The following is a 278-nucleotide window of genomic DNA, read 5'->3' as shown; positions in this document are numbered from 1 at the left end:
CACCAGGGCGGTATGGGCCACCGCGCCCGGATAGCTCTCGGCCACCAGCAGCTCCGCGGGCACCGGCAGCCGTTCCACCACGGCGGCCAGCTCCGGCATCAGCCCGGCCGACAGCCAGTGGCGGCTGTCCCACACATGGGTGCCTGGCGCGACCAGAAGCACCAGCAGCTCACTGCCCAGCCGCTCCCACAGACGCCCTCGCGTTCCGTCCAGGGCCGTCACCGGTACGTCCCGCACAGGTGATCCCGGCTCGGTCCCGACCGTGAGCGCTCCGGGGA

At 73.0% G+C, this 278-nt stretch carries 1 pseudogene; it reads right to left on the bottom strand.

The features are described 5' to 3' along the window. A pseudogene (locus ACSNOK_RS34035) lies at positions 1–278 on the bottom strand (monooxygenase); the annotation flags it as partial.

The sequence above is a fragment of the Streptomyces sp. URMC 126 genome (assembly GCF_051386555.1).
In the GTDB taxonomy this organism is placed as follows: domain Bacteria; phylum Actinomycetota; class Actinomycetes; order Streptomycetales; family Streptomycetaceae; genus Streptomyces.
This window is presented reverse-complemented; position numbering and strand designations above follow the sequence as displayed.